Origin of the sequence: Actinotignum schaalii FB123-CNA-2 (genome assembly GCF_000411135.1) — a bacterium.
GTDB classification, from domain to species: Bacteria; Actinomycetota; Actinomycetes; order Actinomycetales; family Actinomycetaceae; genus Actinotignum; species Actinotignum schaalii_A.
In genome coordinates this window covers 647,349-669,484 of record NZ_KE150263.1, presented here as the reverse complement: position 1 = coordinate 669,484, position 22,136 = coordinate 647,349, and the positions used below count along the sequence as shown (strand labels likewise).

At 60.4% G+C, this 22,136-nt stretch carries 17 protein-coding genes and 1 tRNA gene; 13 read left to right on the top strand and 5 right to left on the bottom strand.

The genetic code is table 11. The features are described 5' to 3' along the window. The first annotated feature begins 119 nt into the window (after positions 1-119). The 7 genes from glp (at position 120) to HMPREF9237_RS08105 (ending at position 7,251) form a co-directional block, all read left to right on the top strand. Positions 120-1,346 carry a gephyrin-like molybdotransferase Glp gene (gene glp, locus HMPREF9237_RS08125; protein WP_016443266.1) on the top strand — a complete coding sequence of 409 codons (1,227 nt, stop codon included), beginning with the start codon at positions 120-122 and terminating at the stop codon, positions 1,344-1,346. Positions 1,347-1,498: 152 nt separating this feature from the next. After that, positions 1,499-2,881, top strand: coding sequence for a DUF6667 domain-containing protein (locus HMPREF9237_RS08120; protein ID WP_016443265.1), 1,383 nt, complete (start codon positions 1,499-1,501; stop codon positions 2,879-2,881). A 147-nt stretch (positions 2,882-3,028) separates the two neighbouring features. Then, positions 3,029-3,104, top strand: a tRNA-Ala gene (locus HMPREF9237_RS08115). Between the two features lie 641 nt (positions 3,105-3,745). After that, the gene (locus tag HMPREF9237_RS09925) at positions 3,746-3,943 is read left to right on the top strand and encodes a DNA cytosine methyltransferase (RefSeq protein WP_196800270.1); all 198 of its coding nucleotides are present in this window, start codon (positions 3,746-3,748) and stop codon (positions 3,941-3,943) included. Then, the gene (locus HMPREF9237_RS09920; RefSeq protein ID WP_016443263.1) at positions 3,940-4,524 is read left to right on the top strand and encodes a DNA cytosine methyltransferase; all 585 of its coding nucleotides are present in this window, start codon (positions 3,940-3,942) and stop codon (positions 4,522-4,524) included. Before HMPREF9237_RS09925 ends, HMPREF9237_RS09920 begins: the two co-directional genes overlap by 4 nt. After that, a complete protein-coding gene (locus tag HMPREF9237_RS09915) occupies positions 4,485-4,841 on the top strand; it encodes a DNA cytosine methyltransferase (protein WP_196800268.1) in 357 nt (118 codons plus the stop codon). The genes HMPREF9237_RS09920 and HMPREF9237_RS09915 overlap by 40 nt, the downstream gene beginning before the upstream one ends. Before the next feature lie 157 nt (positions 4,842-4,998). After that, positions 4,999-7,251, top strand: a complete 2,253-nt coding sequence (locus HMPREF9237_RS08105; protein WP_016443261.1) for a prealbumin-like fold domain-containing protein — start codon at positions 4,999-5,001, stop codon at positions 7,249-7,251. Between the two features lie 115 nt (positions 7,252-7,366). On the opposite strand, the gene HMPREF9237_RS08100 is transcribed toward HMPREF9237_RS08105, so the two are convergent. Genes HMPREF9237_RS08100 through HMPREF9237_RS08090 form a run of 3 tightly spaced genes read right to left on the bottom strand, consistent with a single transcriptional unit; the run spans position 7,367 to position 10,836 of the window. Continuing rightward, on the bottom strand, positions 7,367-8,014 hold the full coding sequence (locus HMPREF9237_RS08100; RefSeq protein WP_016443260.1) for an ABC transporter ATP-binding protein: 648 nt from the start codon (positions 8,012-8,014) through the stop codon (positions 7,367-7,369). 9 nt (positions 8,015-8,023) lie between these two features. Next, entirely contained in the window at positions 8,024-9,475 is a 1,452-nt protein-coding gene (locus HMPREF9237_RS08095) for an FtsX-like permease family protein (RefSeq protein ID WP_016443259.1), read from the bottom strand. Beyond that, positions 9,472-10,836 carry an ABC transporter permease gene (locus HMPREF9237_RS08090; protein WP_016443258.1) on the bottom strand — a complete coding sequence of 455 codons (1,365 nt, stop codon included), beginning with the start codon at positions 10,834-10,836 and terminating at the stop codon, positions 9,472-9,474. The genes HMPREF9237_RS08095 and HMPREF9237_RS08090 overlap by 4 nt, the downstream gene beginning before the upstream one ends. A 276-nt stretch (positions 10,837-11,112) precedes the next feature. On the opposite strand from HMPREF9237_RS08090, the gene HMPREF9237_RS08085 reads away from it, so the two are divergent. The 3 genes from HMPREF9237_RS08085 to HMPREF9237_RS08075 all read left to right on the top strand — a co-directional run bounded on the left by HMPREF9237_RS08085 (position 11,113) and on the right by HMPREF9237_RS08075 (position 14,625). Further along, positions 11,113-12,591 (top strand): threonine synthase, encoded by a 1,479-nt coding sequence (locus tag HMPREF9237_RS08085; protein WP_016443257.1) that lies wholly within the window; start codon positions 11,113-11,115, stop codon positions 12,589-12,591. 165 nt (positions 12,592-12,756) lie between these two features. Then, positions 12,757-13,740: a ribokinase gene (locus HMPREF9237_RS08080; protein ID WP_016443256.1), complete on the top strand. Its 984-nt coding sequence runs from the start codon at positions 12,757-12,759 to the stop codon at positions 13,738-13,740. A gap of 36 nt (positions 13,741-13,776) precedes the next feature. Further along, entirely contained in the window at positions 13,777-14,625 is an 849-nt protein-coding gene (locus HMPREF9237_RS08075; RefSeq protein ID WP_016443255.1) for a Cof-type HAD-IIB family hydrolase, read from the top strand. A 12-nt stretch (positions 14,626-14,637) separates the two neighbouring features. Here HMPREF9237_RS08075 and HMPREF9237_RS08070 read toward each other — a convergent pair whose 3' ends face one another. Beyond that, positions 14,638-15,372, bottom strand: a complete 735-nt coding sequence (locus HMPREF9237_RS08070) for a hypothetical protein (RefSeq protein ID WP_155875993.1) — start codon at positions 15,370-15,372, stop codon at positions 14,638-14,640. Between the two features lie 389 nt (positions 15,373-15,761). On the opposite strand from HMPREF9237_RS08070, the gene HMPREF9237_RS08065 reads away from it, so the two are divergent. After that, a complete protein-coding gene (locus HMPREF9237_RS08065; RefSeq protein ID WP_016443253.1) occupies positions 15,762-17,153 on the top strand; it encodes an NAD-dependent succinate-semialdehyde dehydrogenase in 1,392 nt (463 codons plus the stop codon). A 125-nt stretch (positions 17,154-17,278) separates the two neighbouring features. Here HMPREF9237_RS08065 and HMPREF9237_RS08060 read toward each other — a convergent pair whose 3' ends face one another. Beyond that, positions 17,279-18,733: an amino acid permease gene (locus tag HMPREF9237_RS08060; protein WP_016443252.1), complete on the bottom strand. Its 1,455-nt coding sequence runs from the start codon at positions 18,731-18,733 to the stop codon at positions 17,279-17,281. Positions 18,734-19,452: 719 nt separating this feature from the next. On the opposite strand from HMPREF9237_RS08060, the gene HMPREF9237_RS08055 reads away from it, so the two are divergent. Next, the gene (locus HMPREF9237_RS08055) at positions 19,453-20,241 is read left to right on the top strand and encodes a hypothetical protein (protein WP_016443250.1); all 789 of its coding nucleotides are present in this window, start codon (positions 19,453-19,455) and stop codon (positions 20,239-20,241) included. 531 nt (positions 20,242-20,772) lie between these two features. Further along, positions 20,773-21,963: a cobalamin-independent methionine synthase II family protein gene (locus tag HMPREF9237_RS08050; protein ID WP_016443249.1), complete on the top strand. Its 1,191-nt coding sequence runs from the start codon at positions 20,773-20,775 to the stop codon at positions 21,961-21,963. Positions 21,964-22,136: the final 173 nt, after the last annotated feature.

Here is a 22,136-nt window from a genome sequence, read left to right as displayed (position 1 = left end):
CGGCTGGATGCCCGCTAGGAGTAAGGCCCTTTGCGGATGGAGGCAAGGCCCGTGCGCGCGGCGTTAGCGCTGGCAGGCCCCCAAACCGGTACGCTGTGCTGTGTACCGAGGAGGAATGCGTGAAAACAGTAGCCGAGCAACTCGATGAATTCTTAAAGGTCGCCCAGCCCCTGGAGGCTCTCGATGTGGAGCTTGCTGACGCGATGGGGTGTATTCTTGCCGAAAACGTTGTCGCCACTGTTGATGTTCCTCACACCGACCTGGCGGCGCTGGACGGTTACGCGGTGCGCGCGGACGAAACTTTCGGTGCGGAACCTGCCCGCCCGGTGCATTTCCCGGTGACGGACGATATTTTCGCCGTCACCACCGACCGCATCGCCCACACTCCTGGCGCGGCGGCCCGCATTGCTTCCGGGGCGCGGATGCCCACGGGCGCGGACGCCGTTGTTCCCCTTATTGATACGGATCACGGGGAAGCGCAGGTGGATATTACGGCGCGCGTGGCCCCCGGGGAGAATGTGCGCGCGCAGGGTGAGGACCTGCGGGCCGGCACCACGATTCTGGAGGAAGGCACCCGTATCGGGGCGCGTCACATCGCGTTGCTTGCGGCGGCCGGGCGGGACCGGGTGCGGGTGCGGCCGGCGCCGCGCGTCGTCGTCATGTCCGTGGGCGATGAACTGGTGGCACCCGGAAAGGCTTTGGGCAACGGGAAGATTTACGACGCGAATTCGCACGCGCTTGCCACCGCGGTGCGTAACGCCGGGGCGGTTGCGTATCGCGTGCCGGCGGTTTCGGATGACCGGCATATCTTGCGGGAGTCCTTGGAGGACCAGCTGTTGCGCGCCGACGTTATCCTCACCACCGGTGGTTTGAGTTACGGGGGTGGAGATACCCTCAAAGAGGTCCTGTCCCCGCTCGGGTCGATGAGGTTCGACGCCGTCGCTATGAATCCGGGCCGGCACATCGGGGTGGGTACCATCGGGGGCGACGGCGCAAATTCGGCACTCATGTTCTGCCTGCCGGGCAACCCGGTGGCCGCGCTGGTGTGCTTCGAGGTGTTTGTGCGCCCCTCGCTGCGGAAAATGGCCGGCTACAAGCACGTGACCCCGCGCTCCATTCGGGCCCGGGCGGCGCGTGGGCTGCTCTCCCGGCCCGGCGTGCAGGATTACGTGCGGGTGCAGGTCTATGGCGATCCGCGCGCCGGCTACGAATTTGACCCGGTGGGGGATGTGGAGCTGCTCTCACTGGCGAATTTCGCGAAATCGAACGGGCTCGCGGTGGTGCCTGACGCTCAAGAAAGCGTGGGCATCGGTGATGAACTGGAGTGCATGATTCTTAACGGCTAGGTCCAGCTTGAGGAGACAGCCCAGATCAACAGCCCCATCCGTCCCACGAATAACATCATTGTTATTCTCTCTACGAAAGTAACGGCGCGTCCCTGCCTGAGTGCCCCACGATTGGTTAAAGTGGCTGTGTGGGGTTCCAGGGATACGCGTTGATGGCAGTGGTTGTGCTGCTCATGGTCTATGTCATCCCTGGGGTGTATCGCCGGCGCGTCATCCTCGCGGATGTGCGCATTGACGAACGCTATTCACCCCAGCTACGTACCCTCGCACTGCCGGACGGAACGGCGGGCGTGGAAACTGGTGGGCCAACCGGGGCTATTTTTTTCCGGAAGCCGGAGGTCATCATGGCAGAGAACGACGAACGCGATATTCTTCCACCCAATGCGGGGCGTAATGTGCGCACCCTGGCGCGGGAACGCGCGCGCCGTAAGGCACGTATTTCCCAACGCGCGGCGAACCGCCAGCGCGGTTTCGTGGTTGCGGGCGCTTTAGGCTTGCTTATTGCGGTGCTCGGCGCTCTTGCTTTTACGACGACGATGCCACGCTGGATTTTCTACGTTGCCGTGGGCGTAGGGGTGCTGTACGGGGCCGGCTTTGGGTACTTGCTCAGCGAAATGGGTAAGGCGACGGCTCGTGACCGCGAGGATATTGCTGAGCTCACCGAGGAACTCGGTATTCGGAAGACCCGCGGGGCACAGCGCCATTCGCGCCGCCCGGCCCGCCCGCGCCCCGGGCGTTCGGCGGTCTCGGCTGCTTCCGCACATTCGGCTTTGAGTGCGGCCAGCGCGGCGCTGGGAAGCGATGACCTCGGGGCGCTGACGGCTGATGCGAGCCGCAGCGCTGACCTGGGGCGGAGTGCTGATCTCAGTCGGAGTGTTGCGAGCGGGAGTGCGGCCACCATGCCAACGGCGGCCTCCGCGGCTACCGGTGGCGCAGATGCAGCTGGTGAAGGTGAAGCTGCTGGCGATGCTCGTGATGGTGGCGCTGGCGATGCTCGCGATACGCAGGCTGCGAACGCCGAGGAACAGGAGACCGGGGTGAACCCGGGAAAAGCACGGAGCCGGAACGCGGGGGCGCGGGCGCCTAAGCGCCGTTCCGGCATTTCGGTGACCCTTGAGCAGGGGATTATTGCCGCGGAAGATTTCGCTCCTATCGCCGGTTCGCGGCGTGAACAAGCGGAGAAACTTCCCAAGCGTTTCGTGGCCGGGGCGGTCCCGCGCCGCCAGCTGCCTAGCTATACGCTCAAGCCGCAGATCCAACAGCGCACGGTAGCGCCCTACCAGGCTCCAGAAGCTCCCGTTGCCCCGGTGCCCTACCGCCCGAAGGAGATCGGCGAGCGAGTGACCTTCGTGGATGCGGTGGCGCAAGATGTGGCCGCAGCCGCGGCTCCGGCAGGCCAAGCTACGCCGCAAAGCAGTGCGCCGGCACCTAAGTCCGAAGCTGCAGTGCCTTCTGCACAAGCGACTGCACCTGCGCATGATGGCCTCGCGGGTGGTGCGGCTTTGGACGAGTTGCTGCGCAAGCGCCGCGCGTAGCTCTGGCCGGCTGGGTGTCCTGGCTGACTGCTGAGTTGCCGCGCCGCGGGTACTAACTGAAAATAGAAGATCGGGGAGTGGTGTAATAGGAACCACTCCCCGAAGTTTTATTCCGGGCCGTTCGGGTGCTAAACTAATCAGGTCTTTGGGGCTATGGCGCAGTTGGTAGCGCGTCTCGTTCGCAATGAGAAGGTCAGGGGTTCGAATCCCCTTAGCTCCACCATTCTGGCTGATAAATACTCACGCCACATTTCTGTTCATTCACCGAAGTCCGCTTTTCGGAAGTCAGGGATTCAGTTGGACTTCTTCGGCTGGTAAAGCGTGGACATCCAGATCTAGCGCTGGAGCTTCAGTTTTAACAATGAGCTTTTCAATCCTCCCGACAGCCGTGCAGTGCTGTGGGGCATTCGGCGGTGTTCCCTCGATAACTGCCACCTCAATGCGTCCATCAGTTTCCTTGGCGACGGTACGCAACTTGAAACATTTGGGGTCACCCGTGATAGCGGTGAAAGTCAGCTCGTGTGAATCTGTGACTTCGTACTTTGTCCAGTTTATTATTTTTTCCGAGTGTGATGCGCCTTCGCCGCCTGAACAGCCGCATAGCGTAACAATGGCGCTTAGGAGTACGGTTAGCACTCTTCCGATTTGCCTCGGCGGCCATTTAATCATTCCGACTCCGAACCCGGCCTAATAGACCGGTTGTGACGTATGTGCGGATTTTGGAAAGCCGTAACCCCAGCGATTTAGCCGAAGCTAGGGATCGTTCCAGGGTCTTCGATGGTCAGGCTACCATGGACGGAAACGGTCATGGAAGCTTCCTTTGGCTCCAAAATTCTGTCGTAAGCCACTGCTAAACATGCGAGCATGTCACAGACTATTCATCGTCCCATTGCTGTGGACCTATTTTCGGGCGCTGGCGGGTTCTCCCTAGGTCTGGAACAAGTCGGGTATGACGTTACCGCGTCCGTTGAATACGATCCGATCCGCGCTGCTGTCCACGAATTTAATTCCCCTACGGTAAAACTTTCTGTGCGGACGTGCGTAATGTCAGCGGCGCTATGATCCGCTCCGAATCAGATATCCAGGACCAAGAGATTCACCTTGTGGTGGGAGATCCACCCTGCCAGGGGATCTCACTGATAGGCAAACGGGCTCTGGACGATGAACGTAATTCCCTCCTCAAGGAATTTGTCCGTTTAGTCCTGGAATTGCGCCCGCGCCCCAGCTACCCGAGTCCACGGTATACGCCACGCCGTATCGATGGTTCACTCCCGGAAGAGAGTCTGCTCCCGTTGGGGCTCTGCGTCAGTGACGCTCTTGCAGATCTACCCGATGCAGATACTTTTGAGGAATTGCTGCGCGGTGACTCGGTGGCGAGCACTGAATATTCGGAACCAAGCCCCTACGCGGCAATCCTGCGCGGTGTCACACAAGATCTGAGGAATCACGCCCGGCCCCGCTCGTCCGTGAGTGATCGGCTTACAGCATCCGCACGAACAGCTCATGCTCAAAAATCAGTTGATCGATTCACCGCTACTCTTCCCGGAACAACCGAACGGATCAGCAGATTCCTTCGGCTTCACCCGAAGGAATCTGCAATACCTTGCGTGCCGGTACCGCCTCAGACCGTGGTGCGTACATAGCTCCCCGCTCTATTCATCCCGTCCATCCTCGAGTGATCACAGTGCGGGAAGCAGCACGCCTGCACGGCTACCTGGATTGGTTCAGATTCCACGTAACCAAGTGGAACGGTTTCAGAGAAATCGGAAACTCCGTTCCCGTTATGCTTGGCCACACGGTAGCCGCAGAACTTCTCAAAGCGGATAACATAACGCCAACCCGAGGTGAATTCACTCCGCTCGGTGATGAAGCCTTACTCCCTTTCGCCGCGACCGAAGCCCGCACCTATTTCGAGCTCACAGAACGCGTTATCCCGCAACGTAACAGAGCTCGAAGTTAGGGATTGGTGTATTGAAACGAAGGGCGTGTCGCAGTTATTATGTTGCAAAATGGATAAGTATTTATCTTAGTGAATACTATAAATGAAATTGTCATTATCGTATTCTATTGATTCGTTAAGGGTATCCATAGGAGGATGTCCTTAGACGGGAGAGTGTATGAAACACCGCAAACTTTGGGGGCTTTTCACATCCTTGATTTCCGGTGCGATTGTATTGGCGGGTATTGCTATTCCTACGGCCTCAGCCGCGAATGACATTTCCGGATTGGTTGATCAGTCTTCCATCGGGATGAACCGCAACTCCAACTTAACCGTGAATTCTCATATCGGAACCACCACTGAAGTTAGCGCGACTACGGGATGGGCGGGAACTCTCAAGTTCAAGTTGGCTAAGAAAGGTGCGCATCCAACTGTCAACGCGGGGGATGTTTTGAAGGTTGGTTTGACCCCGGTTGATCCCGCTCTAGACCTGTTGCGCCTGAGCGGCAACTTCAATTCAGTCACTCAAATTACAGATTCTGTCACCGGTGCCAAACTTGCTGATGTGGCTACTGAAGCGGAGCATATTGGAGTCTTTACTTTCACCGATGTCAGTGAAGATTTTGTTACTTCCCAAATTGAGATGCCGTTCTACGTTGATAAAGGTATACGCGACACGTATTTTGAGGAAAATCCAGATGTTACCCACGTTGATGTCGCTTACGACATTACAGTCGATGGAAAACCGACGGGGAAGCAGGTTACCTATCGGGTAAAGAAGCCTGTTGTCAAACTCCCGGATATGGCTTCTTTGGAGAAGATGGGTGCTTCGAAAGTAGATGGCGATAAATCGTATATCTACTCTGAGATCCAAGTTGGTACCAAGTTGCGGCCGAATAATGAATTTATCATTTACGACACGCCTGATGTGAATATGGCTATTCGTGGGAATGTTGCCGTTTATGACGAAAAAACTCAGGGAGGTAAAGATTCCTTCTTGGCTGAACTTGGAGCAACGAATCCGCATTGGGTAAAAGATTCTACAAAACCCGAAGAGCAGCGCATGGAGATGTGGCTTTATGACATCTACTTCCGTACACCTGAGCCAGAAAATCCTGTATCTTCTCGAACTGCGGCGTTTGAGGAAAAACCCATCCCTTTGGATCGCTATGACATCGTAGCCAAGAAACAAGGCATGATGAGCATGGCGAACGCTACCGTACCGAAAGATATTCTGCTGCAAAAACCGGCTGGAGAGACCCTCACAGCTGAGGAACAAAAGCTTATTGATGATGCTGGCGGCCTGTATAAGGTCGTTGGTAAAGGATTCATGCTGCGAGTGAAGAATTACTCCTCGAAGTACTTTGACGGGGGTGGATACTTCAATATCGGCTTTGATGCTGAGCCTGTTAATGATTCGGTTATGCTCAGCAAAAACGGACGGCCTATTTATGTCAATAAGGCGTCCTATTACGCTCAAGAGATTCCGAACTGTGATCCAGCGGTCGACCAGAATTGCACTCCGATTAAATACGAAGGATCCAAACCCGGTGACGTTGAAGCAAAGGGGAAAGGATACAACCCCGAAGAGCTTAAACCGCCGGGGATTACTGCTGAGACCGATGGGTATCAGCTAATCGACTTTGTGAAGCAGGATGATACGGGTAAGGCTTTGGCAGGTGCGGTGTTCAGCATCTACAAAGCGAAATCCGACGGAACTCCGGGTGATATTGCCACTAATCGGGATGGTGTAAAACTGGAGAACCTGGTGAGCGGCGCGGATGGAAAACTCTATCTACCGGATCGCACGACAGGCGTGAAACTTGAGCTGAAGCGCGGTAACTATGTCTTTGTTGAGGTCAAGGCTCCGGAAGGCTTCGTCAAGGCAAAAGACACCGTCGTGCCGGTGCAGTTCAAGCAAAAAGTTGTGGTGGTTTCCAATACGAAAGTGAAGAACCCGGGTAATAAGCCGAGTGTGGAACCCAGTGGTGACCCGAGTGTCGAACCAAGCGTCGACCCCAGTAGTGGCCCGAGCGTGGAACCTAGCGGTGACCCGAGCGCGGAGCCGAGCATTACTCCGAGCACATCGCCCAGCGGTAGCCCGAGTATGGATCCGAGCGCGGACCCCAGTAGTGAACCTAGTGGTGACCCGAGTGTCGAACCGAGCGTGAATCCAAGCATCGACCCCAGTGAACACCCGAGTGTTGAGCCTAGCGGTGAGCCTAGCGGTGACCCGAGCGCGGAGCCGAGTACTACCCCGAGTGCCGAACCCAGCGGTACCTCGAGCGTGAAACCCACTCCGAATATCAAGAAGGTGGAAAAACCCAATAAGAAGCTGCCGGCTACCGGATTCGAAGGCGGCTTGATTATCGCGGTGATTGCCGTATTCGGAACAGGTATCGCCCTGTATCGGAAAGCGGAAGCCAACTAAGGTTTGTTGGAGGCGAAATAATTAGAGTGAGCGGGGGCCGATAACTTTCGACCCCCGCTCGCGTTGCAAGCGCGATGCCCGTGTATCCTCACGCAGGTGAAGTACAGCGCAGTGGCTAACGCGCTCCCGCCCGCTGCTCGGTGAGGCGCCGGTGGGAGAGCGTGAGAACGCGATCCGCGCCCCGGGCAATATCCGCGGAGTGCGTGACAAGAATGACGCACTTGCCATGCAGATGTGCGGCGTCGTGCAAAATCTGGACCACGCCGCGCGCGGTATCCTCATCAAGGTTCCCCGTCGGCTCGTCCGCGAGAATCACCGGCGCCGGGGATGCCAGCGCCCGCGCAATCGCCACCCGCTGCTGCTGCCCGCCAGAAAGCCGCAGCACATTACGGTGAATCTCATCCTCACTCAACCCCAGCTCCAGCAGCACGGAACTATCCGCTCGCCGATCCACCAACCGTACATTTTCCAGTGGCGTCAAGTAATCAATGAGATTGTAATTCTGGAACACCAGCGAAATATGGGCACGGCGGTGATGGGCGTAGCCCGTCGTCGCAATATCTACACCCTCAAAAAGCACCGCGCCCTTCGTGGGGGTATCCAAACCCGCGAGCAAACTCAACAGTGTCGATTTCCCGGCACCCGAAGCGCCCAGCAGCGCCGTAACTGTACCCGGCTCGAAACCCGCGCACACATCGGTCAGCACCTTCGCGCCGCTACCCGGGTAGCTATAACTCACGTGATCAAGTTCCATAACATTCATAATCTTTTCCTAACTCAGTGACGAAAGAATCTGCCGGGGAGACCGGCGCAAAATCGGAAACAGCGCAATCGCCAGCGCCACGGCAAGAATCCCGGCGCCGATACCCAACGCCCACGCAATATCCGTGCCGCTCACCGCCACCGGAGGTAACCCGGCCAGCGCGCCCGGTGCCGCGCCGTCCACAACGGCCCGCCCCACCAGCGCGGTGAGCTGGCGCCCCGCAAGAATAGCGACGACGCCGCCAGCCAGTGCCAGCGCGCCCAACTCAAGCGCGAAACCGCCGGCAATCGCCCGGCGCCGCTGCCCGAGCGAAAGCAAGACCCCAATTTCCCGCATACGCCCACGCACCCAGAGAGCCAACACCGCTGCGGCAATCACCACTCCGGCCGCGCACGCACCGCTGAGCAGCGCACTCAACAGTCCTTCCACGCTATCCACCGCGCGCAGCACCCCGGTGAAACTCGCGGCATTGTGCTCGTAAGTGAGATCGGGAAGCGCGGTGCGGGCCGCGGCCAAGCTCGCGGGTAATTCGCTCGCGCTCGCGGTGAAACACCGCACTCGGGTGGCGCCCGCATCCCCGCTGAGCTCGCCGCCCGCCGCGCTATCCACGAGGATACGATTCGCGGCTGCGCTTGCCGGCAACCCGGAGGGATTCGGGGTGGTGCCGTCGAAAATGCCGGTGACGGTACGGGTGACCTCGCCGGCCGGGCCGCGCAGCCGCAAATCATCGCCAAGCCGCAAGCCATTAGCTTCCGCGAAATCACGGTGGATGAGGGCGCCCGGTTCCGCGCCGTTGTTCATCTTTCCGGACGCGAGCCGGTAGAGCTTGGCCGCGAAAGCCGGGAACCGCGCCGGATCCGAGCTCGCGGTCACCGTCACCGCGCCCATGACGCCGGCATCCAACTGCACCCCACCCGCGGTGGCCACGGCTCGGGCTCCAACCGGAATGGCCAAAATATCTTGCTCGGTGGCAGTGCTTGTCACCCCTGGCAGCGCCGCGAGCTGGCTGGCCTGGTCCGGACTCAGAGTGGGCGCGGCTTGTGTCAGCGGATTATCGCCGGGGTTGGTGTTGGGGCTATCGCTGGGGACCGCATTGCTCGGTGCATCGCCCGGTGCATCGCCCGGCGTATCGCCCGGCGCGCTCTCCGGTACTCCGGCAGCCGCGCCATCCGCATCACTGGGGGAACCGGCCGGTGCACTCGCAACGAAACCGGCTCCCACCTGGGCATCAATAGCGGTGCGCAGCTGGCCCATGGCCCCGCGTACCCCGGCCTGGGCCACCAAAGCCGTGAAAATCAGGGTGATGACCACGAAAAGTAGGCCGTTGCGAACCGGGCGGCGCCGTAGCGCGAGCCCGGCACGCCTCCCCGCGCTCATGGGTGCGGGGAGCTGGGAGCTTTGCGGCACGTGGCCGCCCGCCTGGCTGCCCACCCGGCCGCTTTCGGGAGGTACCTCGCTCATGCCGCACTCACCAGCAGCTTGCGCGGGGAGGTGCGCAGCATGGGAAGGGCCGCCAGCACAGTTGCCCCGATAAGCACGGCAAGGGTGAGGGCCAGGGCAAGCGTCGTCGTACCCGCACTCAACTGGACCGTAAGATCATCCAAAGTGCGCGTGGCCGTGGTGACATCCACCCCGCCACCCAGCGGGGCCTGCGAGGTGAGCTCCTCCATTCCGGACTTCTTCACCGAAGCCAGCACGCTTGTCCCGACCCGCTGAGCGACCACGGTACTGAGGGCGACCCCGGCTGCCGCCGCCGGGATACTAATAAAGAGCAGCTCCACCAGGTACTGGCCCAGAATCTTCAGTTTCGAGGTGCCGATAGCGAGGAGCACCCCGGTTTCGCGGCGGCGTTCGCGCAGCCAGAGCACTAGGACCAGGCTGAGGAGCGCGAGGGCGAGCAGCGCCGTCGTAATAATTGCGCCGGTCATGACGCTCTGAACCCCGGCCACCGCTCCGGTAATACCGGTGAGCAGCTGAGAGGTGCGGGTGAGCTGGTAATTGCGCCAATCGATCGGAAGGCCGCGGGCCTCGTTCATCACCGTTTCGCTATCGGCGCCCTCGGTCACGAAGAAGGTGGTGTCCTGGTAAATTTCCGTCTCCGGGGTGTAGGCATACAGTGCCCGGGTGGTGGCAAGGTCGGTGTAAACCGCGTTGGCGAAAAGTTCGAGGCGGCGCGCGGCCGGCTGCGGATTATCCCCGCGCACCAACCCCACAATCTCCACGGTCACTTCCGCCGTGGATTTCTTTGTATTGTCGTAATCATAAGGATTACCGCGCAGGGTGAGTTTCGAGCCGACGGTCAGCCCGTTGAGCCGCGCTAAATCCTCGTGAATAATTGCCTTATTTTTATCCTCGCGGGTGATATGCCGCCCGGCCACCAGCTCGAGGGTGCCGCTGCGAATATTCGTTTCATCCGCGCTGGCACTCACCCCGCGCACGCTCACCGCATTGCCCAGCTGCGCCTCGCGCTTGGCATCGTATTCCTGCCGGTCCAGCCGGGCCACCTTGGCGTTCACAAGATCCGCGGTCACATCCTGGCGCGCGGTGAAACGATCCACCCCGGGCAGCGCCGCGATCCGCTCCACGTCCGCGGGTTTGACCGTCCCGCCCCCGCGCGGGGTGCCGGAATTATAGGGGGAGTTCTCCAGCACGAAACCGGATCCCAGGGTGCGTTCCGCGTCGCGGCCCGCCGCTGCCGATGCCGTTTTCACCGCCCCGGCCGAAACCAGCACGGTGACCACGGCCGTGATGATGATGAAAAGAAGGAGGGTACGGATATGTTTTCGCGTGACGTAACGCCACGCGCGTCCAGCTAAGGTCACTACCGGGTACCTTTCACGTCTTCGGGAAAATTTCTGATAGGCACTAGCGTTTCTCAGCTTACTGGAGACTTCCTGGAGGCTTCGTGAAGAGAATGTGAAGAGCCCTGCGCGCGTGGCCCCTAGGCGCGTGGCCCCTGCGCGCCGCGGGCCGTGTGCACCGCGGCCCGTATGCGCCGGGCCGTTCGCGCTTGGCTACCGGTATTGCCAGCGGCGGGGAGCCACTATGATGGGAGAGCGGCGCTCTTTTCCCGCACCCACCCTCAGCGAAAGGCGAGCATGCAGTTCATCTCCACCCGTTCCGGGATGGAACCGGCTTCTTTCACCGATATTCTGCTGGACGGTCTGGCCCCGGACGGCGGCCTGGTGGTACCCGAAAGTATCCCGCACGTGGATGCCGCCCAGCTCGAAGCGTGGCGCGGCCTGAGCTACCCGGAGCTAGCCGCGGCGATTATCGGCCTGTACGCCACCGATATTCCCACCGCGGATCTCGAGCGTCTCACCGCGGTCGCCTATAGCCCGCAGAACTTCCCGGGCGGGGTGCCGCTGCGCCGCGTGGACGACACCCTCGTGTTGGTCGGCCTTTCGGAAGGCCCCACGATGGCTTTCAAGGATCTCGCTATGCAGTTCCTAGGCCAGGCGATTCCCTATGTGCTGGCTGCCACCGGGCGTGAACTCACCATTTTGGGCGCTACGTCGGGGGATACGGGTTCCTCGGCGGAATACGCGTTCCGTGGCCAGCCGGGTGTGCAGGTGGTGATGCTTTCTCCGCGTGGGCGCATGTCCGCGGTGCAGCGCGCTCAGATGTATTCCCTCCAGGATGCTAATATCCACAATCTCGTGGTCGATGGTGTTTTCGACGACTGCCAAGACATCGTCAAAACCCTCAGCTCCGATATTGACTTCAAAACGCGCTACCGCATCGGCGCGGTCAATTCTATCAACTTTGGGCGTATTGCCGCGCAAATTGTGTACTACTTCTGGGCGTGGCTGCGTTTCACGGATGGTGCTGCCGCGCGCGTTGGGAACGACGACGCCGCCGCTGGCGCGGCGTCCCCTTCCGCTCCCGGTGCTGCTGGCGGGGTGGGCGCGGCCACCACCCGAGTGGATTTCTGTGTCCCTTCCGGTAATTTTGGCAATATTTACGCCGGCCACCTGGCCCGCTGCATGGGCCTTCCCATCCGCCGGCTACTGCTGGCCACCAACGAAAACAATGTGCTGGAAGAATTCTTCACCACCGGGCGCTATACCCCGCGCTCGCGCGAGCGTACATACGCCACCTCCAGCCCCTCCATGGATATTTCCAAGGCATCCAATGTGGAGCGTTTCATCTACCAGGTGCTGGGGGCGGAATTCCCGGCTGCCTGGGAGCAGCTGAACGCCACCGGAACTCTGGATATGCACACGTATCTTCCGGAATTCGGGGAGAAATTCGGCTTCGCGGCCTCCTCATCCCACCATGCGGACCGCCTGGCTGCTATTGAGTGGACCTACCGCACCAGCGGGATTCTTATTGACCCGCATACCGCTGATGCGGTCACGGTGGCGCGCCGCCTGAGTGACGGCACGGTCCCGGTCCTCGCCTTGGAAACCGCCCGCCCGGAGAAATTCGCCCATACGGTTCGCGAAGCGGTGGGGGATGCGGCCGCTGACCTGGACGAACGCCTTGCCGGGCTTCTGGCCCTCCCGCAGCGCTCCACCGAGGTCCCGGCCGATCCGGAAGCGGTGCGCGAGTATATCGCCACGCATTGCGCTTAGCGGGCCGCCGGGTGGGTTCCCCGCGCGGCGCGAGGCGCCGCGCGCGTCGTCGTACCTATAAAATCCGCGCCGGAAACGGAGCGGCTCCGGGTAGTATATGAGGTAATGAGCCGCGCGATTGGCGCCGTCGCCCGCGCACGAGCCTAGACAGAACGGGGTGTATCCATGGCACGCATTTTCGTTGTTGGAAGCATGAATTCCGATACCTTCCTCAAGGTGGAGAATTTTGTGGAGCCGGGAGAAACAATTTCTGCGCTCAGCTCCCACACCGCGCTGGGAGGGAAGGGGCTTAACCAGGCGGTTGCTGCGGCTCGTATGGGAATCCCCGTCACTATGGTGGCGGCTCTCGGGCGCGATGCTGTGGGGGATGCCGTTGCGGCTGAGCTCGCTGCGGAAGAAAATCTTGATATGGATGCGGTGCTGCGGGTGAGTGAACCTACCGGGCAGGCCATGATCCAATCCGATGCCGATGGGGAAAATGCCATCGTGGTGGTGGCCGGCGCGAACGCCGCGAATACTCCGGAGAATGTGGTGGAGCGCCTAGCCGCGGTGCAGAGCGGGGATATTGTGGTCTGCCAGCTGGAAATTCCCGAACCCGCGGTGGCAGCAGCCCTGAGCGAAGCTAAGAAACGCGGGGCTACCACGGTGCTCAATGCCGCCCCGGCCGCTCCTGTGGGTCACCTGCTGGAGAACGTGGACGTTCTTATCGTTAACGAAACCGAAGCGGATACCATCCTCGGAACCAAGGTGACTGATCGTGCTCAGCAGCTCCACCTGCGCTACGGCGGGTCCATCGTGGTGACCCTGGGCAGCCACGGCTGCCAGTACATTGACGCCTACCTGCCCGATGCCGATGTTAAGGCCGACGCCCTGCCCGCTCACCACGTGGACGTGGTGGATACCACCGGTGCGGGCGATGCCTTTGTGGGTGCTTTCGCGGCCGCCCTGGCCGTGGGTGAATCCCTGGCCACCGCGGCCCGCTGGGGCACCGCCCTCGGTGCGATCGCTACCGGGGCTTCGGGTGCGCAAGGCTATACGGCTAGCCGTGCGGACGTGGTGGCTCTGGCCGGTGTTGGCGCAGGCAGCGCCGCCGGTGCGGGTGCTACGGGCGCCGCGGGTACTCCCGGTGCCACGGGTTCCGACAACTAGAACGCTCTCCACGTAGCACTAGCAGAAAGGCTTTTCGTGCAGCCCGCGCCTACCGACCTGAGCCTCCTGCGCGAGGCCGCCGCCAGCGTGAAACTCGTCGTCGTTGATATGGATGGCACGTTCCTCCTGCCCGGGAAAATCTTTCCGGAACGTGGCAATGAGCTGGTGGCGCGCCTGCGGGAACGCGGTATTATTTTCTGCCCGGCCTCCGGGCGCCAGTACCAGACGCTGGCGGATATGTTTTCCGCACACGTGGAAGGTATGCCAATTATTGCGGAGAACGGGGCAAATGTACGCCGCGACGGCGAACCGCTGGCCATCACCACCCTGCCCCGGGAAACCAGCGCACGGGTGGTGGAGATCGTGCGTGAGCTCAGCGCGGCGGGGGAGGATGTGGGCACGGTGCTCTGCGGGGAGAAAGCCTACGCCGAACGCAGTGACACCGCGTTTCTTGACGAAACCCTCGCCTATTACCACGCCAATGCGATTGTTCCCGACCTCATGCCCCATACCGAGGGGATTTACAAAATTGGGGTGCTCAGTTTCGCTGACCCGCTCCGGCGCGTCATCCCGCTGCTGGAAACGCTCGGGCCGGGGGTGGATGTGGTGCGCAGCGGCGAGCTGTGGACGGATGTCAATCCCGCCGCAGCCACGAAAGGCACCGGCCTGGCCGGCCTCCAGGCAAGCCTGGGCATCAGCCCGGCGCAGACCCTGTGCTTCGGGGATTTCAATAATGACATCCCCATGTTCGAGCACGCGCACTTCAGCTTCGCTATGGCGAATGCCCAGCCCGATGTGGTGGAGGCCGCTCGCTACGTGGCGCCTTCCAACGCGGAGGAAGGCGTGATCACGGTAGCGAACGACCTCTTCGAGCTGGGCCTTTAACCGTAAGAGCCGCTAGTTTTGCGGTTCTTGCTCGTCCTTGTCGCGCGGTTGCGTTGGGTTCTGGGAATTCTGCGGCGGGAATTGTGGTGAATTCTGCGGTGGGAACTGCGGGGCCTGGCCGGCAAAAGGCGCTTCGCCACCGGGAACCGGGCCGGGCTGCGGGGCACTGGCTACCGCGGCCGGAGTTTTGGCGATTTGCCAGATACCGAAACCGAGCATGAGCACGGCGGCCACCGCGAGCAGATAGAAGCCAATGCCGGGAGCAATATCCACATCCACGCCCTGGGACTGCCCGTAGGCAATGATGGTATCCGCATCCGAAGGCTTGATATTAATAACCAGGTAAATCGCCACAATAACCGCGCCGACAATGCCGCCCGAGGACCACGTCTTGCGCACCGCGGCGGGCGCCTGCCGCACCAGCCCTACGAATGCGCCGATAGCACCCAGGGCCAGGCCGATGGTGATGAAAATAGCGACCGACTTCGTATCGGCTTCCCATAGCTTGACGCCGAAATCTTCCGACTGGGTGCCGGCACTCATATGCAGGGTCCAGAAGTGCAGCGCCGTGCCGATGAAACCGATAATGGAACCGGCCAGCACGCCGAGCGGGGCCGCCAGCGGCGGAGTGGTGCGTACCGCGGGAGTGCCTGCAGCAGCCCCGGGCAGGGGAGTGCCGGCGGGGCCGGGCGCGTTGAAGGAGTGGTCCGAGGGCATATCTGCCCCCTGGGGGAAAGTGTTACTCATAGTCCCTAGTGTAGGGGGCGTATCCCCGTGGCGGGGCCGGGCGGATACCTTGTGGCACCTAGCGCGCAGGAACGACGACGCAGCTTCGGGACAAGGGTCCCGGGGCTGTCACATTTCGCCCAGAGGTATGAAACCGCTCACATCTGCTGAAAAATAGGTAGAGTAATAGGTAGGAACGCGGGAGATTCCGCGTTCCCGTCATAACAATATAACTGCTCTCTTCCCGCGGGTAGCGAAGCGCCGTCGCCTCCCTACCCGGCCCTACATCCCGGTATATGCGCTTTCGCGCAGGGGATGAGGCGCGCGGGATGCGCCGGGAAGCCCATCGAATTTATCCACTACGCGGGTGGGCCGCGGGTCTGCTCGCACCGATACGCGGAGGTTGAACAATGGCGTACCAAACAGTGAGTCCGTACACCGGTGAACTACTCAAGGAATATCCCACTGCCACGGATGAAGAAGTCAAGAAGGCAGTTGACGTTGCCCATGAAGCTTTTTTGGAGTGGCGGGAAACACCGTATGCGCAGCGCGCGCAGGTGCTCCAGAAGGCCGCTGATCTGCTGCGCGAACGCCGCACCGAATACGCCTCGATTATCACCAAGGAAATGGGGAAGGTGATCGGGGAGGCAGAAGCGGAAGTCGATATCTGTATCGCGATGTTTGAGGACTATGTGCGCAATGGTGAGAAGTATCTTGCCACTCGCACGCTCCCCTCGGATAAATACGGGAAGGACTCCGTGCAGCTGCTCTTCCAGCCCCTCGGGGTGCTCTTCATGGTGGAGCCGTGGAACTTCCCCTACTACCAGATTGTCCGCGTGGCTGCCCCGCAGCTTTTCGCCGGCAATACCCTTATTCTCAAGCATGCCTCCATCGTTCCGGAATCGGCGGCAACCTTCGTGGAGATCTTCCGCGAAGCGGGCCTACCCGAAGGTTGTTTCCAGAATCTTTACCTCTCCCATGACCAGTCGGAGATTGTGCTGGCTGATCCGCGCGTGCGCGGGGTCGCGCTTACCGGCTCGGAAGTGGCAGGCGCGGCCATCGCGCAGCTTGCCGGCAAGTACATTAAGAAGTCCACGCTGGAACTGGGCGGGGCTGATGCCTTTATCGTGCTCGAGGATGCTGATCTTGATAAGACGGTTGCGTGGGCGGTTACCGGCCGGCATTGGAATGCCGGGCAGGTGTGCTGCTCGTCCAAGCGCATGATCGTTGTGGATGCTGTGTATGACGAATTCATGGAGAAATACCGGGAAGGCGTCAAGCAGCTCAAGGCCGGGGACCCGATGGATCGGGAAACCACCTTGGCACCGCTATCCTCGGCGGCAGCGAAGCGTGATCTGGCCAAGCAGCTGGAAGAAGCTATTGCGGAAGGCGCGAAGGCTGAAGAAGCGGGAATTGAGCTACCCGAGCACGGTAACTTCTTCCAGCCCACGATCCTCACGGAGATCCCCGCGGGCGCCCGGTGCCGCTATACGGAATTCTTCGGGCCGGTCTCCCAGATTTACCGGGTCAAGGACGAAGAAGAGGCAATTACCCTCGCCAATGATTCCCCGTACGGCTTGGGCGGTTCGGTCTTCACCGAGGATCTGGAACGCGGCAAGCAGGTAGCTGCACGGCTGGATACCGGGATGGTCTATCTCAACCATCCCACCGCGGTCGCGGCGGATATCCCCTTCGGCGGCGTGAAGAACTCCGGCTATGGGCATGAGCTCATTGACCTGGGTATTCACGAATTCGTCAATATCAAGGTGGTGGCTAATTCGCCTATCGACGGTGAATTCTAATCCCTGACTCCCGCGGCCCCGAGCGGCCCCGAGCGGCCGCGGATAGCCCAATCTCCCGCGGGCCAGATACGCCGGGGCGGGATGCATCCGCATCCCGCCCCGGCCGTCGTCGTACTCTTTAAGAACTATGCGCGCGCATGGCGCTTCTCACGCGAAACTTTCACCTGGTACGCGATGGTGAGGAGTAGCAGCCAGGCCGGACCCACGAAAACTGCCACCCGGTAGGCGTCTTGGAAAAGCATGAGCACCACGCAGGCCGCCAGCGCCACCAGTACAAAAATGCTGGAGGCTAGGCCGCCGGGGAGCTTGTAGGCGAGGCTCGCCACGCGTTCCGGGCCGAGCGCGGCGCGGAATTTCAGCTGGGTGATCATGACCATTGTCCAGTTGATAATCCCGGCGATGAGGGCGATGGAAAGCAGATACCCGAATGCGAAGTTCGGGAAAGCGAAGACCACAACCACTGCCACGACGGTGACGGCCGAGGAGGTCAGAATCCCCACGTACGGCGTGCCCGCTCGTGAAAGTGTGGCGAAAATACGCGGGGCGTTACCTTGTTGCGCCAGCGAATAGAGCATGCGGCCGTTGGAGTACAGTCCGGAATTGTAGACGGAGAGCGCCGCGGTGAGCACCACGAAATTGAGGATATGGGCCGCGAAGGTGATCCCTACCGAGTCGAAAATCTGGACGAAGGGGCTGGCGTGCCCGTCGATGCTGCGCCACGGGATGACCGCCATAATAATGGCGAGCGACAGCACGTAGAAAATGAGGATGCGCTGAATCACCAGGTTGATGGCGCGTGGGATGGATCGGCGTGGGTCGTCTGCCTCACCGGCGGTGATGCCGATGAGTTCGATGCCGCCGAAACTGAACATAACGACGACGAAAGCGAAAGTCGCGCCTTTGAGGCCGTTGGGGAAAACCAGCTCGGCGAAAGAGGTTCCGGGCGGGACCTGGTGAGGTTCTTGGAGCCCGACGACAAGCACAAGAATGCCCAGCACAATCATTCCGATAATTGCGATGACCTTGACGAGCGCGAACCAGAATTCGAATTCACCGAAGGCGCGTACCCCGAGTAGGTTGACGGCCGTGATGAAGACCAGGCAGAACGCGGCGGTGAGCCACGTGGGGACCGCCGGGAACCAGTAATTGATATAGAGGCCGACGACGGATAGTTCCGACATCGCCACGAAAATGTAGTTAAACCAGTAATTCCAGCCCGAGATAAAGCCGGCGCGCGGGCTCCAGTATGTATAGGCGTAATGGGAGAAAGCGCCGGGCACCGGTTCGTGCACGCTCATTTCACCCAGGGCGCGCATAACAAGGTAGATCGTGCATCCGCCGATGAGATAGACGAAGAGGATAGCCGGACCGGCCAAGCTGATGGAGGAGGCTGAGCCGTAGAAGAGGCCCGTTCCGATGGCCCCGCCCAGCGCGATCATCTGGATATGGCGATTGTGCAGATCTCGGTGCAGGTGGGCTGCGTGGGTAGTGGCGTGGGTGCCGGTTGCTGCGGGTGCGCTGGTAGTCGGCGTTCCCGGCGCCGGAGTGCCGGACGGAGCCGGCGTGGAATTCGTGGACATAGAGGTCTTTCCCGATATGTGAGGAATGTGCTGCATTAGCGCCTTGAGCTTATCGCCTTCACCGCCCGGGTGGGGAATTGTGGGCTATGTGGACAGGTGCGAAGGTGCGCTGGACGCGTTCTGACGGAGTGGGGGCGGAGTAGGCGCGGAGGCGCTGAGCGGTGTGGGTGCGGGCAGGGGAAGGATCCGGGGAGGGATCTGGGGAGGGATCCGGGGAGGTGCCGGGCAGACGTCGCTACGTGCATAGTCACGCGGCGGGTGTACCCGGCCCGGCTAAAGGCGTGAGGTTGCTGAGGGGGCTGGACGGGACTTTGGTCGAAAAGTTGAATACAAAGGTATATTAATTCCATTGATGAATCTTTGAGCTGGGCAAATGCATATCTTAAATAAAATCGGAATGTTAATATGGCGCGAAATTAAAAGGAAAAAACACCGTGAGTGGCGGTGGTCACAGAGTTCCGAAAATCTCATCATTCCCGTATATTAATAGAGCGCAATAAAGTATTGTGACTGTTGTGGCAGGTGCTCAGTGGAGTGCACGGCTGGCGAATGGGATCGGTCGATAAAGCCTTTACTGAGGAATTCATGCCATGGACATACGTTTATAGGAGTAGACATGCAGTTGAAGAAGATTGTGGCTGGCGCTACCTTTGGTGTCATGCTCGCCGCGGGGGGGGGGTGTAGCTTACGCTGCTCCTGCCGCGCCTGATGCACCGCAGGTGACCGCTGCCGATACCACGGCGGCTGAAAAGGCTGTTGCTGATGCCAAGGCTAAGGTTGATGCCGCGGCAGCTGAAGTGAAGGCCGCTTCCGAAAAACTTGAAAAGCTCGAAATTGCCGTTTCGAACGCGAAGGCTAAGCTGACTGAACTTGAAGTTGTCAATGCTGGACTTCCCGCGGAACTTGAGAAGGCTGAGGCTGCCTACGCGGCTTTGGCTACCGCCCAGGAGAATTACAATAAAGCTCGCAAAGCTTTCGAAGCCAACATGAACGATGAGGCGCTTCAGAAGGCTATGGTTGATGCCAAGAATGCCATGAACACCGCACAGGCGGGCGTTGCTGGTCTCCGCACGGTGGAAGAAATTAAGACCGATATCGCTGATACCCCCCGTTACATCGAGATCCAGAAGGGCACCCTCAGCTACGCTGAAGAAGCTCTTGACGCCTTCCCGGGTGTTGGTCCGGCTCAGGATGCCTACGACAAGGCCGTCGCCGAACTCGACGCTGCCCAGAAGGCTCTTGACGCTCTGAAGGGCCAGGCCCCCAAGGTTGACCCCAAGGCGGATCCGAAGGCTGAAAAGCCCGCGCCGAAGGCCGATCCCAAGAAGGATGCCGAGAAGAAGGCTGATCCTAAGGCTGAGAAGAAGGCTGACCCCAAGAAGGAAGTCAAGAAGGCCGACGCCAAGAAGCTGGCCAACTCCGGTGTTGACGCCGGTGCGGCTGCTGGTGGGGCTGCTCTGCTCCTCCTGGCCGGTGGTGCCTTCGTGGCCTACCGCAAGTTTGCCTAAGCAAACCTGCCTCTGGCACTAAAAACAGTTCCGAGGCTGGTTGCCATTAGGTTATTCATCCTCAACTGTTTCATCGTTTCACGCGGAATGGGTCCGGGTTTTTACCCGGGCCCGTTCTGTTTTTGTTGTGCTGCCCCTGCGCTACCCTGTCCAAGAACTCTCATCTCATATAGTGGGCAACAAGTTGACGTGGCTTAATAATTCCCTCTAGGCTACTGGAGGTAGGCGCCCACAAGGGGCACTACCTCAAAGAAACGCCGGCGGCACGGCCCCGGCGCTCCGATTCGGACGGAAAGGATGCACCATGGTTCTCAATGATCCTCGCTCTGCCATGACGATGCCCGCCGCCCGAATGCGAATGCTGGGCTAGCGCGGATTCCACTTGGCCTTCGGGCGATTCCGCGCGCGAGGACGTCTCGCCCCGGTCCGTTACGTCTCACTGAGCACCCGCCGCTGCGGCGTCGTATCGTTGATGGGATACGCTGAGTCGGACCGATCTCCATCACCACACCCAGTACAAAGGACTTTATAATGACGAAGATCAAGACCACTCATGTCGGCTCCCTTCCGCGCACCGATTCGCTGCGCGCGACCAACGAAGCACACCAAAACGGCCAGATTAGCGACGCCGAATTCAAAGAAAAGCTCGACGCAGAAGTTGCTGGCGTTGTTGCGCGCCAGAAGGATATCGGCCTCGATATTATTAACGACGGCGAATACGGCCACGTCATGACCGAAGTAACTAATTACGGTTCCTGGTGGTGGTACTCATTCTCGCGCCTGGGCGGGCTGGAATTCACGGATAACGAATTCCACGCGGCGGCTACCGCGGGTGGGGGAGCGGTTGAGCTCGTTCCCTTCGATGAGCGCCGGGATTGGCAGCGTTTCAAGGATGCCTACACGGATCCGGAATCGGGAATTCACCAGGCCAAGCGCCAGGAAGTGGCCATGCCCACCATCACCGGCCCCGTGACCTACATTGGTGCCGAACAAACCCAGCGCGACGTCGACCTTACCCTCAAGGCACTCAAGGCCAATGGGCTTGATGCATCCTCCGGGTTTATCGCGGCGCTGTCTCCCGGGTCTGCGGCGCGTATTTCCAATACGCATTACAAGTCGGAAGATGAAGTCCTCACCGCGATGGCCGATGCCCTCCACGAGGAATACAAGATCATCACCGATGCCGGCCTGACCGTCCAGATCGACGATCCCTCGCTGGCTGAAGGCTGGGACCAGGTCAATCCGGAACCGGCCGTTGCCGATTACCGCACCTGGGTGGCTCGCCGTATTGAAGCGATCAACTACGCCCTGGAAGGCATCGATCCGGAGCTTGTGCGCCTGCACGTATGCTGGGGATCCTGGCACGGCCCGCACACCACCGATATTCCCTTCCGGGATATCGTGGATCTGTGTTTGAAGGTGAAGGCCCGCGGCCTGACTTTCGAAGCGGGCAATGCCCGCCACGCTCACGAATGGAAGATTTGGGAAGATATTGCCCTGCCGGATGACAAGGTACTCATCCCGGGCGTCGTTTCCCACTCCACGAATGTGGTGGAGCATCCCGAGCTGGTGGCGCAGCGCATCGAGCATTTCACCTCGCTGGTGGGTGCCGAACGCGTGATCGCCTCGACCGATTGTGGCCTGGGCGGGCGCATCTACCCGTCTATCGCCTGGGCGAAGCTCGAAACGCTCGTGGAAGGCGCCCGCCTCGCCTCGAAGTAAAGGCTCCAAGGCCGCGGGCCTGAACACACCCGCGTCTTGAAGGACCGGAGCGGCCTGCCGCTCCATGTGGAACACCGAAGGGGACCCGGACAGCTCAGCTGTTCAGGTCCCCTTCTGGTATTCCGGCCGCATCCGGTGGTCCACTTTTATGCGGAGTACGGCTCCAAGGTGCC

What these genes read in the sequence shown, in the direction of transcription:
- HMPREF9237_RS08120 (WP_016443265.1), top strand. Translation starts at nt 1,499, where the DNA reads ATGGCAGTGGTTGTGCTGCTCATGGTCTATGTCATCCCTGGGGTGTAT.
- HMPREF9237_RS09925 (WP_196800270.1), top strand. Translation starts at nt 3,746, where the DNA reads ATGTCACAGACTATTCATCGTCCCATTGCTGTGGACCTATTTTCGGGC.
- HMPREF9237_RS09920 (WP_016443263.1), top strand. Translation starts at nt 3,940, where the DNA reads ATGATCCGCTCCGAATCAGATATCCAGGACCAAGAGATTCACCTTGTG.
- HMPREF9237_RS08105 (WP_016443261.1), top strand. Translation starts at nt 4,999, where the DNA reads ATGAAACACCGCAAACTTTGGGGGCTTTTCACATCCTTGATTTCCGGT.
- HMPREF9237_RS08100 (WP_016443260.1), bottom strand. Translation starts at nt 8,014, where the DNA reads ATGAATGTTATGGAACTTGATCACGTGAGTTATAGCTACCCGGGTAGC.
- HMPREF9237_RS08095 (WP_016443259.1), bottom strand. Translation starts at nt 9,475, where the DNA reads ATGAGCGAGGTACCTCCCGAAAGCGGCCGGGTGGGCAGCCAGGCGGGC.
- HMPREF9237_RS08085 (WP_016443257.1), top strand. Translation starts at nt 11,113, where the DNA reads ATGCAGTTCATCTCCACCCGTTCCGGGATGGAACCGGCTTCTTTCACC.
- HMPREF9237_RS08080 (WP_016443256.1), top strand. Translation starts at nt 12,757, where the DNA reads ATGGCACGCATTTTCGTTGTTGGAAGCATGAATTCCGATACCTTCCTC.
- HMPREF9237_RS08070 (WP_155875993.1), bottom strand. Translation starts at nt 15,372, where the DNA reads ATGAGTAACACTTTCCCCCAGGGGGCAGATATGCCCTCGGACCACTCC.
- HMPREF9237_RS08065 (WP_016443253.1), top strand. Translation starts at nt 15,762, where the DNA reads ATGGCGTACCAAACAGTGAGTCCGTACACCGGTGAACTACTCAAGGAA.
- HMPREF9237_RS08060 (WP_016443252.1), bottom strand. Translation starts at nt 18,733, where the DNA reads ATGTCCACGAATTCCACGCCGGCTCCGTCCGGCACTCCGGCGCCGGGA.
- HMPREF9237_RS08050 (WP_016443249.1), top strand. Translation starts at nt 20,773, where the DNA reads ATGACGAAGATCAAGACCACTCATGTCGGCTCCCTTCCGCGCACCGAT.